This window comes from Psychrobacter sp. FME13, from assembly GCF_014861395.1.
Lineage (GTDB): Bacteria > Pseudomonadota > Gammaproteobacteria > Pseudomonadales > Moraxellaceae > Psychrobacter.
Genome location: NZ_RRYV01000101.1, coordinates 1 through 10,800, shown reverse-complemented (window position 1 = coordinate 10,800; position 10,800 = coordinate 1). Strand labels below are relative to the sequence as shown.

General features: G+C 40.6%; 9 protein-coding genes and 1 rRNA gene. 6 read left to right on the top strand and 4 right to left on the bottom strand.

The window, feature by feature from the left end:
• The first annotated feature begins 204 nt into the window (after positions 1-204).
• Positions 205-319, top strand: a 5S ribosomal RNA gene (rrf, locus tag EI164_RS11290).
• A 283-nt stretch (positions 320-602) separates the two neighbouring features.
• Positions 603-1,295, top strand: a complete 693-nt coding sequence (locus EI164_RS11285) for an SH3 domain-containing protein (RefSeq protein ID WP_192520062.1) — start codon at positions 603-605, stop codon at positions 1,293-1,295.
• Positions 1,296-1,389: 94 nt separating this feature from the next.
• On the opposite strand, the gene EI164_RS11280 is transcribed toward EI164_RS11285, so the two are convergent.
• Positions 1,390-1,650: a DUF1289 domain-containing protein gene (locus EI164_RS11280; RefSeq protein WP_192520061.1), complete on the bottom strand. Its 261-nt coding sequence runs from the start codon at positions 1,648-1,650 to the stop codon at positions 1,390-1,392.
• 187 nt (positions 1,651-1,837) lie between these two features.
• On the opposite strand from EI164_RS11280, the gene EI164_RS11275 reads away from it, so the two are divergent.
• From EI164_RS11275 to EI164_RS11265, 3 genes are all read left to right on the top strand, one after another.
• Positions 1,838-2,470, top strand: a complete 633-nt coding sequence (locus tag EI164_RS11275) for a YqiA/YcfP family alpha/beta fold hydrolase (RefSeq protein WP_192520060.1) — start codon at positions 1,838-1,840, stop codon at positions 2,468-2,470.
• A gap of 110 nt (positions 2,471-2,580) precedes the next feature.
• On the top strand, positions 2,581-4,467 hold the full coding sequence (parE, locus tag EI164_RS11270; RefSeq protein ID WP_192520059.1) for a DNA topoisomerase IV subunit B: 1,887 nt from the start codon (positions 2,581-2,583) through the stop codon (positions 4,465-4,467).
• A gap of 97 nt (positions 4,468-4,564) precedes the next feature.
• Positions 4,565-5,257, top strand: coding sequence for a lysophospholipid acyltransferase family protein (locus tag EI164_RS11265; protein ID WP_192520058.1), 693 nt, complete (start codon positions 4,565-4,567; stop codon positions 5,255-5,257).
• Positions 5,258-5,361: 104 nt separating this feature from the next.
• Here the strand turns inward: EI164_RS11265 and EI164_RS11260 are convergent, their stop codons facing one another.
• Positions 5,362-6,030 (bottom strand): SDR family NAD(P)-dependent oxidoreductase, encoded by a 669-nt coding sequence (locus EI164_RS11260; protein WP_192520057.1) that lies wholly within the window; start codon positions 6,028-6,030, stop codon positions 5,362-5,364.
• Between the two features lie 307 nt (positions 6,031-6,337).
• Positions 6,338-7,990 carry a mechanosensitive ion channel gene (locus EI164_RS11255; protein ID WP_192520056.1) on the bottom strand — a complete coding sequence of 551 codons (1,653 nt, stop codon included), beginning with the start codon at positions 7,988-7,990 and terminating at the stop codon, positions 6,338-6,340.
• A 463-nt stretch (positions 7,991-8,453) separates the two neighbouring features.
• Between EI164_RS11255 and EI164_RS11250 the strand changes: the two genes are divergently transcribed.
• Positions 8,454-9,185: an FKBP-type peptidyl-prolyl cis-trans isomerase gene (locus EI164_RS11250; protein WP_192520055.1), complete on the top strand. Its 732-nt coding sequence runs from the start codon at positions 8,454-8,456 to the stop codon at positions 9,183-9,185.
• A gap of 123 nt (positions 9,186-9,308) precedes the next feature.
• Here EI164_RS11250 and argA read toward each other — a convergent pair whose 3' ends face one another.
• Positions 9,309-10,631, bottom strand: coding sequence for an amino-acid N-acetyltransferase (argA, locus tag EI164_RS11245; RefSeq protein ID WP_192520054.1), 1,323 nt, complete (start codon positions 10,629-10,631; stop codon positions 9,309-9,311).
• Positions 10,632-10,800 lie beyond the last annotated feature (169 nt).

Genomic DNA, 10,800 nt, shown 5'->3' with positions numbered 1-10,800 from the left:
CGTTTGGCTTGACCATACAACACCCAAGTGGTTTGTATACAAGTCTAATTAATCTATCTTGTATGACTGTAGTGGTCATAACGAAGAAAGTATATTTCGATATCACCTTTAACCTTGATTCAGTTAGGTTACAAGTTGATCGACCATAAACTAAACATTTATAGTCAAACAATAAAAATAACAGACTCATATCTAACCCCCTTTGCTGACGACAATAGCATGATGGCACCACCTGATCCCTTCCCGAACTCAGAAGTGAAACATCATCGCGCCAATGGTAGTGTGGGTTCGCCCATGTGAGAGTAGGTCATCGTCAGCTCTCTATTCTAAAAAGAGTCATCCTTAAAGGGGTGGCTCTTTTTTTTATCTTTTATTTCTATTGATTACCATGTGACCTACGCAGCTATTCCTATTTAAAGGAATAGCTCTTGCGAACCTAAAATTGGCATGCAATTTTTTAACGGTTCTCAGGTCATCGTCAGCTCTCTATTCCTGATTTGCCCCTTGATACTTTGTGTCAAGGGGCTTTTCTTTGTGCGTTATTTCCTAAAGCTCAGATGCACCTGTCGGTAAATGGGCATATCAGTCGATGGTAGAAGCGAATGTCAGACCCTATTAGAGATTTACGAGCATCTCTAATGCGGATATCTAATCCATTTGCAGAGATACGGAATACTGTAGCTAATAGCGCATCTCTAAAATCAATGAGGGAGATTGCGTTTGAAGTACAGTCCAACATAGAAATAGATAGCAAAGGTACGGTTACGCTAGATGATAAACGTATTACTGCTACAGCGCTTCAAGAATTATCAAATAAAATATTTTATGATTCATCAATAGCTAAAACAAACTCGTTAGAAGAGTCTATAAATAATTTAGTTAACGAAATACGGAAACAAAAAGACCCCTTATCTCAGAGAATATTGATATGCTTTATATATCCGTTAATAATCATCGTGATTGCATCATTTCTAAATCCAATAGTAGATCATAACGTCAAGTCATACTTAAATTCTGATAAAAGGGCTCTAGAAAAAGAGTTAAAAGCTAATGCGAACTCAGTCATTGATGACAGACAGTTATTACTTTCACTAAGATATGTATCAGTTGATATCTTGAATGTAAGAACCTCTGCATCAACTAAATCAAAACCAATTGGATGCTTATATTTTTCTTCTACAGTATTGATAATTGAAAAACGTAAAAATTGGACTTTAATCGAGTGGCACGATCCTGAAACAGGTGCCGAAATTACTGGTTGGGTTTTTTCAAGGTATCTTGCCAAATTTAGGTAGCGCTTTAGCAAGGTATTACTATAAAATAATTATTCCGCTATGCTCCACAGATGTATAGCACAGCATTAAATTTTAAGAGATGAATATAAACATTCTAAAACAACTCGCCCATCTCAATTTCTTCCTCAAACTCGAACCCCAATTGCTCACTTTTACGTTGTTTCATCTGCTCGATACGCCGCTTACGTCCAGAGACCAGTCGCAGTACCTCACGGCGCTGCTCTGTGGTCATATCATGCCATAGCTGACGTTCAGGACGACTGCGCAAGCAGCCAAAGCAATAGCCTTTTTTATTGCTTTGACAAAGACCAATACATGGGTTGGCAATCTCGAACAGCTCAAACTGTTGATTCATGACTCCTCCATAATGACTACCGTCATTCCTTTGACCTGCATAAAACCACTGTTTAACTTTATTATGTCGTAAATATTGACTAATAGTGTGCCGTTTTATTATTACTGTTTTTATGGAGTGGATGCTATGCTGAGTGTTTAGTATCTATATAAAGCAATCATAACAAAATTAATAAGCGAGATTATACGTGAACATTATTTATATTCATGGACTGGATAGCGATGCGAACTCTACCAAAGGTGTGCTGTTAGAAAAATACTGCCAGCAGTATCATTCTGATATCAGCGTATATCGCCCTGATCTTAACAGCGCTCCTGAGCAAGTATTTGAGCAGTTGGTCAAATTGGTAACTGAATTAAATAGAGAAGCTAGAACGGTGCTGGTAGGCAGCTCGTTAGGTGGTTATTTTTCTACGCTAGTTAGCAATCATACAGGCTGTGCGGCGTTATTATTAAACCCCAGTACTCAGCCGCATATTACGTTGCAGCGTTTTGCTAATGAATTGTTAGTAAATACTGATAACGAAGGTGATGCGTTAAACAATGAAATTCTACATACCACAGCGGGCGGTTGGAATATTACTCACTCAGATTTGCAATGGTTTGCCGCGCATCCTTTAGAAGTGATTAATCACCCTGATAAAATGGCTGTCTTGATCAAAGAAGGAGATGAGCTGCTGAATCCTTATTTATCAAGAGATTTTTATAGAGGGTCTGATGTAAGGGTCACTTTGCAAGAGGGTGGCGATCATAGATTTAGTGATTTCAACGAACAGCTGCCTATGGTCATCAAGACGCTACAGCATTTGCTACAGAATTAAATAGACGACATTATATGACGTAAGTGACTGAGTATTGACGTTACTGTCGCTATTTTTCGTTATAATGGTTTAATAGAATTAAACGCACATGAACAGTTAAGGATGCATTTGTGAGTCAATATAATGCGCAGTCGTTAGAAGTCCTAGAGGGACTTGAGCCAGTACGTCGTCGCCCAGGTATGTATACTGATACCACGCGCCCCAACCATTTGGCGCAAGAAGTCATCGATAACTCAGTTGATGAAGCATTGGCGGGTTATGCTAAGACGATCAAAGTTCAGCTATATAGTGATGGGTCGTTGTCCGTCGAAGATGATGGTCGCGGTATGCCCACGGATATCCATCCTGAGTTTAATCAATCAGGCATTGAGCTGATTTTGACACGTTTGCATGCGGGTGGTAAGTTTTCTACCTCTAATTATGAAGTGTCAGGCGGTCTGCATGGCGTAGGTATTTCTGTCGTTAATGCGCTATCGACGCGTGTGGAAGTCACCGTATGGCGTGACAGTACACAGTTTGATATGGCGTTTGAGAATGGTGCACCAGTGACGCCGTTGACTGAATCGGTCAGTTCGAACAAGCGTAAGCGTGGTACCAAAGTGCATTTTTGGGCGGATGGTAGCTTTTTTGATACGCCTAAATTTAATGTTAAGCAGCTCAAACATAATCTCAAGGCCAAAGCCGTGTTGTCCGCTGGATTGACGATTGAATTTGTCGATGAGATTAATAACGAAAAAGTGGTTTGGCAATTTACCGATGGGGTTGTGGAATATTTAAATGAGCAACTCGACGGTCTTGAAACACTGCCAGAAGCACCGTTCTATTATAATTACGATGCGAAAGCTGGCGAACGAGCTGCCATTACCTTTGCATTATCTTGGTTGCCTGATGGTGGAACGCCAATTCAAGAAAGCTATGTAAACCTTATTCCGACAGCTCAAGGTGGTACGCATGTTAATGGCCTACGCACGGGTATTTTAGAAGCATTGCGTGAGTTTTGTGATATTCATAATTTACTACCGCGTAGTGTGAAGCTAACCGCAGAAGACGTCTGGGATGGGGTTAATTACATCTTATCTCTTAAGTTCTCTGAGCCGCAGTTTTCTGGACAAACCAAAGAGCGTCTGTCTAGCCGCGAGGCTGCTGGCGCCGTGCAAACGCTGGCGAAAGATGCGTTTAGCCTATGGTTAAATCAAAACGCAAACATGGGCACGCAGATTGCTGAGTTGGCGATCAATAAAGCAGGTCGCCGCCTAAAGTCTGCCAAAAAAGTCGCCCGTAAGAAAATTACTCAGGGGCCAGCATTGCCGGGTAAGCTAGCAGACTGCCGTGGTGATTTGCGTGATGGCGCAGAGTTATTCTTAGTTGAAGGGGATTCTGCAGGAGGTAGTGCTAAGCAAGCGCGTGATCGTCATTATCAGGCGATATTGCCACTACGTGGTAAGATTCTAAATACCTGGGAAGTGTCGTCAGATACTGTGCTGTCGAGCCAAGAAATTCATGATATTGCCATTGCTATCGGGGTGGACCCTGCTTCCGATGATTTGTCTGAGCTGCGTTATGACAAAATATGTATCTTAGCGGATGCGGACTCGGATGGTTTGCATATCGCGACATTGATTTGCGCGTTATTTGTGAAGCATTTTCCTGCATTGGTTGACGCGGGTCATTTATTTGTAGCGATGCCGCCATTATACCGTGTGGATGTCGGTAAAGAGGTTCATTACGCGTTAGATGAGCCTGAACTTGCGCATATTTTGGCTAATGTACCGGGTAATAAAAAGGCACAAATCACCCGATTTAAAGGCTTGGGTGAAATGAGCGCAGAACAATTACGTGAAACAACGATGAACCGCGATACTCGACGTTTGGTTCAGCTAGACATGGATGACATGGTGCTGACCAGTAGTATTATGGATATGCTATTGGCCAAAAAACGTGCATCTGACCGTAAGTCTTGGCTTGAGAATAAAGGAAATCTGGCTGATATCTCATAAATGAATCAGCTATTGAGTCATAAAATGCTATAAAACTCAACTTAGCAGCATAAGCTTAATGTTATGATATAGGCATCTTTTATTATGTGGTGCCGTCATGACATCAAAGTTTTTTAATCGCGCAAAGAAAGTTTCTGCGACTGAACGCTCTAAAATTTTGCCAAAGCTCAGCAAAAAACAGCTGGGTGAGCACGTGCCAAGACGTGGTAATAAAGTTGCCCCAATGATTGCTTCAGCAATGTTAAAAGCGTCAGGTTGGCGTACAGTTGGTGAGATTCCAGATATTCCACAAGCGGTTGTGTTAGTCTTACCCCATACGTCAAATGTTGATGGGGTTTATGCGATACCCAGCTTATTCGCCCTAGATTTAAAAATTAGCATTATGGGTAAGCATACTCTATTTAAAGTGCCATTATTTGCTCAGCTATTGAGCTGGATGGGAGTCATTCCGATTGATCGTGGCAATAAAGGCTCGGTGCTACAAGCGAGTATTGATAAGTTTAAAACAGGCGAACCTTTGTTTTTAGGGTTAGCGCCAGAAGGTACACGTCAATATACTGAAAGTTGGAAGACAGGTTTTTATTATTTAGCAGTAGGTGCTGGCGTACCGATTTTACCAGTGGCTATGGACTACAACACTAAAGAAATACGTTTTATGACACTGGTTCATCCTACTGGTGATATCGAAACGGATCTGCCAAAAATTTATAAGCAGTATCAGGGTGTAATACCCAAACATCCTGAACGGTTATCACAGCCGCTACAAGACATCAATAACTCAGCCAAATAAGCCATTTAAATGCGCTGTTCCTACATAAATAAAAGCCCCTTAACATAATGATGTTAGGGGGCTTTTATTGATAGTGATACGTATTGGTGCTATCCAAAAGCTTATTAGCTATTGAATGTGCTAACCCCGCCATCGACAGGTAGGTTCATACCAGTGATAACGGCAGCATCTTCACTAGCCAAAAACATAACGGCGGCGGTCACATCAAAGGGTGTGGCGGTTTTTCCTAATGGAGAGAGCGCAACAAAAGGATTAGAGCTGTTATCTGTCGCGACTAAGCCTGCTGCTACTGCGTTAATACGTACGTTATTTGGAATATTTTCTAACGCCAGTTTTTTTGTAATATCAGTCAAGTTACGCTGTTCAGCTTTATAAGTATCAATATCCCAATCTACTGGGATATCAGTCAGCGTTGAGACATTAACAATATTACCTTGAGTTTTAATCAGCTCTGGAATAGCTGCCTGGTGAATGCCAATTTCAGTATCTATATTGACCATCACATCAATATGCTCGTATTTATCGAGTACATGCTCTATCAATCTTGCTGTCTGACTCGGGTCATTCACATCACTGGTTACAGTAAGATGATTGCCTGTATTAATCCAGGTATGGTCTTGTGGCAGGTCTTCATAGATATATTCTAGGATATCGGAACTAATGCCAACAATAATACAGTTAGCCCCTTCCTGTGCAAACCTAAGTGCGGTTGCACGACCAATATCTGAATCAGCTCCAGTTATGATGACGGTCTTTTCTTTAAAGCGCTTCATATTGTTCAATCCTTGTTATTATATGATTGTCGTTAAATAAATTTTAGGGCTTTATACTACAAACGTCATTGTGCATGATGCACTGTCTATGAGTCTGCACATAAGCGATATGACTTGGATATCATCATAACAACTCATCACCATGAAAGCGACTGTATCTCATGGTACTTATGATTAGAAATCCAATACCTTAGAATCTACTCTCTCAATAATAAACACTTGTAACTGTGTCCAACTTCATAGTCACCATAAAAAAAGACAGCCTAGGCTGTCTTTTTTTATGTAAGGCTTAAGAATAATAGGCTATTTATTTGTCGTCGCTACCAGGTAGTAACACGTTACCATCATTGCTGATATCGTCAGTATTGACAGAAGTGGTATCAACTACATCTGTATGCACGTCATTAGTTGGTGTGCTTGTAGCGGTTGGTGTGTTGTCACGAACTGCTTCAGCAACTTTATCTTCAGTTGATGCGCTAGGCTCAAGTGTAGACTTCGCTTTTGCTTCAGTTTGTTCTTCATCCATTTTGTCTTGCATTTTGCGCAAGAAGCGAGCTGCTGCTTCTTGACCACCAAGACCAAACGATAGAGCAAAGGCTACAGCTACAGCACCTAATGTTAGACCAAATGCTAGGTTAACAATAGAGTCAGCAATGCCCATCGCTTTTAGACCCATGGCAAGTACTAGACCCATGATCAGTACACGTACGATGTTTGCTAAGAACTGTGAACCTTGTTCAGAGCGTTCAACAACACTAGCAATAATATTGGCAAGCCAAAAGCCGATGAATAGAATAACTGCGCCCAAGATAATGTTGGCACCAAAAGCGATAAACATCGTGATGAGGGCTGAGATAGGTTCGAAACCTAATAGATCGGCCGCTGCGATAGAGGCAAATAACATAGCAAAGAAAATAATTGCCCAACCAACCAAGTCAGAAACTTGTTTGTCGCCCATGGCTTCTTCTAGACCAACTTTAGCAGGCAATTGGTTGATTGCAGTGTTTTCGATCAGGCCTTTGATAATGTTGGCGACCATACGAATGACGTAGAAAGTCACTATTAAGATAGCTGCTGCCATAAAGATGTTTGGCAATGCTTCCATGATTTTGTTCAGCATGTTCGTCGCAGGACGAGCAATTACTTCGATTTTTAGCGCATTTAATGCGGCAATAATCGTTGGAATAATAATTACTAAAAATGCTAATGAACCAGCAATGTTGGGTAGGCTATTTTTTTCGCTTAAACCTGCTTTTGAAGCAATTGCTTGTATATCAAAAGTAGCAACTAGATTGGTTACGATACCACGTACTACTTTAGCGATAATGTAGCCAACAACAAAGACAACTGCTGCAATCAAAATATTAGGTATAAAGCTGAAAATTTTATCAACCATATTAGTTAGTGGTGCAAATAAACCATCAAGCTGTAGTTTACCAAGCACCATGGTCAAAACGACTAGTAAGATGAACCAATAAACTATGTCAGCAATTGTACTGCTCATTGGTTTAACGCCAGCTTGAGCACTTAAACGTTCATCCATTGAGGTTTTAGACAGTACAGTATTGATACCTGTACGTGCAACGGTAGCCACGACCCAACCAATAAGACCAACAGCAATAGCACCAATCAAATTAGGAATAAATGCTAAGACTTGATTTACCATATTTGCAAATGGAGTTGAAATGGAGTTTAAGTTTAGTTGATTTAGCGCTCCTGAAATAGCGATAATAAAGATAAACCAGAATACAACCTTGGAGAAAATACCTTCTAGGTCGTAAGCCTTACCCGTTGAAGACTTCATACGTTGGTTAAGATTGACTTTAGAGAGCACGTTGCGTACCAAAGCCGCGATGCCAAGTGCAACTAGCCAACCAATAATAAAAATTAAAATAGCACCGATAATGGAGCCGATAGGGCCACCCAGATAGCCGTTAAAAGATGTGTACATTGGATTCATGTTATCCTCCTTTAATCATCATATAACAGCTGCCAAACGATACTATGAGTACCGTTATTATTAAGCGGAGCCAATATATAGATGGTTATAGTAAATAGTGTTCTTCAAAGTAAGCTATGCGATGATGTTATGGTTTTCGCGTAAATAGCCTTATCAAAAAGTACCTGTTTGCTTTATATTTATGGCTTTATTACTGGTACCTAGATGTTTTTTGATAAAGCAGATACTTGATTGCTTATCATCTTAGCTAATTTAGCATAGCTGATGAACCAGTAGATTTAAAGACACAATGCTTAACTTGTTACTATATTTGTGTGATAACTTGTTATTATGTGAATGAATATTAACATAGATTATACATTCACCCGATAATTTTATTCTAAACATGGTTACTAAAACTAAGTTTTGCTATTATAGAAAAATGTGACATCTCGCCACTATTTTTACAATTTGAGAGTATTTTATGAAAAAAATCACTACGTTAAGTGTTGGTGCACTTGCTAGCGCTATGTTGTTAGTAACAGGCTGTAGCACAAATAATGGCAGTCAAGAGACTGCAGCTCAAAGCGTTTCAATTACTGAGCAAAGCTCAGCAGATGAAAAAGTGGGCTATAGCTTAGGTTTTATGATGGCTGAAGGTAATAAAGAGGCTGTCAGTGACCTAAATCTTGATACTTTCGAAAAAGGCTTTCGTGATGGTTATGAAGGTAACGACTCAGCATTGACTCAAGAGCAAATGCAAGAAGTATTGACGACGTATCAAAAAGAGCAAGAAGAAAAATTTGTCAAAGATATGGAAGCAAAAGCTGAAGAGAATAAAACCAAAGGTGCAGCTTTTTTAGCAGAAAATGCTAAAAAAGAAGGCGTCAAAGAAACGGCTTCTGGCCTGCAGTACAAGGTAGTAACAGAAGGTACTGGTAAATCACCAAAAGCAACTGACGTGGTTGAAGTAAACTACGAAGGTAAGTTGATCGATGGTACTGTATTTGATAGCTCTTATGAGCGCGGTGAGCCAATTGAATTCCCATTAAATCAAGTCATCGCTGGCTGGACAGAAGGTCTACAGTTGATGAAAGAAGGCGGTAAATATGAGTTTTACATCCCGTCAGATATCGCTTATGGCGAAGCAGGTAATGCAGGAATCGAGCCTAACAGCACGTTAGTATTTACGGTTGAGTTGTTGTCAGTAAAATAATAAGTATTGATACTGATTAAGTATCATATTGAATAAGAAAAGCCCTCTAAAGTAAGAGGGCTTTTTTATGGCTAGCGTTTGGGGCTTTCGGATGTTATTTAATAACATCCATCACCATTGTTGTTATAAGTTTTTTTGGAAAACTTTAGAATTTCGGCCGTTATGATACTGCTCTTGACGAGACTCGGGCAATGCAGATGCTTCAACTTCGGCAAAGCCTTGTTCAACAAACCAATGTGCTGTGCGAGTGGTCAATACAAATAGCTTGTGTAGACCATGGCTGCGGGCTTGTTGCTCCAAAAATGCGAGCAAATCAGCACCGCGGCTACCGTTCCGATATTCAGGGTGTACGGCAACACAGGCAACTTCTGCAGAATCACTGTCTAATTGATAAAGGGCTGCACAGCCCAAAATCATACCATCACGCTTAATGACACTATAATGCTCAATGTCTTGTTCCAAACGTTCGCGTGAGCGGCTGACCAAAATACCTTGCTTTTCTAGCGGAGATAACAGCTCGATCAGTCCTACTACGTCATCAATATTGGCACGGCGAATTTCTTCGTAAGGATCATGGCTGATAAGGGTGCCTGAGCCGTCACGAGTGAATAGTTCTTCTAATAAGGCACCATTTTTGGCATAGGAGATGATATGTGTGCGATGGACACCTTGGCGGCAAGCCAAACTCGCACAATTTAAGAAATAATTGATTTCGCAGTTTAAATCGCGATCACGTAAAAAGCGATCAACTTCGTTTGGAATCATTTCACGCAATAGGCGGTCATCATCATTGATGCCTGCTTCTTCACCTAAGAATATTAATTTATCAGCACCTAAAGCTACCGCTGTATTTAGCGCGACATCTTCGGCCAGTAGATTAAAAACTTCGCCAGTCGCTGAATAACCCATAGAGCCTAAAATGACGATATGATCGTGTAATAGGTTGTTTTTGATGGCTTCAACATCGATAGAGCGCACTTCACCTGTCATCTGATAGTCGACACCATCACGAATACCGTAAGGACGCGCTGTGACAAAGTTTCCTGAGATAGCATCAATGCGAGAGCCGTACATTGGTGAGTTGGCAAGCCCCATTGATAGCTGAGCCTCAAGCTGTAAGCGGATAGCACCTACTGCTTGCAAAATAGCAGGCATTGCTACTCTTGGCGTAATCCGAATGTCTTGATGCAGTGGAGACTCGATATCCATGTCTTTTAAGTTTTTTTCGATTTGCGGTCGCGCTCCATGCACCAGTACTAGCTTGATTCCTAAACTATGTAGTAAGGCAAAGTCATGAATAAGCGTGCTAAAGTTTACGTGATTGACCGCTTCACCGCCAAACATAATCACAAAAGTTTTACCACGATGGGTATTGATATATGGAGCAGAGTTGCGGAACCACTGAACATATTCAGGGTTAATTTGGGGCATGGCGCTAGTAGTCATAATGGGAGCAGTAGTCGTTAGAATAAGAAAAAGGGCGTAGCAAAAAATGCTTATCGCTAAAGATTTACCATAGCAAAAAATGCCGTTATGAGCTATCTTTTATTTCAGTTGTATTAGGGGCTGTATAGAATTGAGAAAACATTGAAAAAAATAAGCAACGCCTTACTCT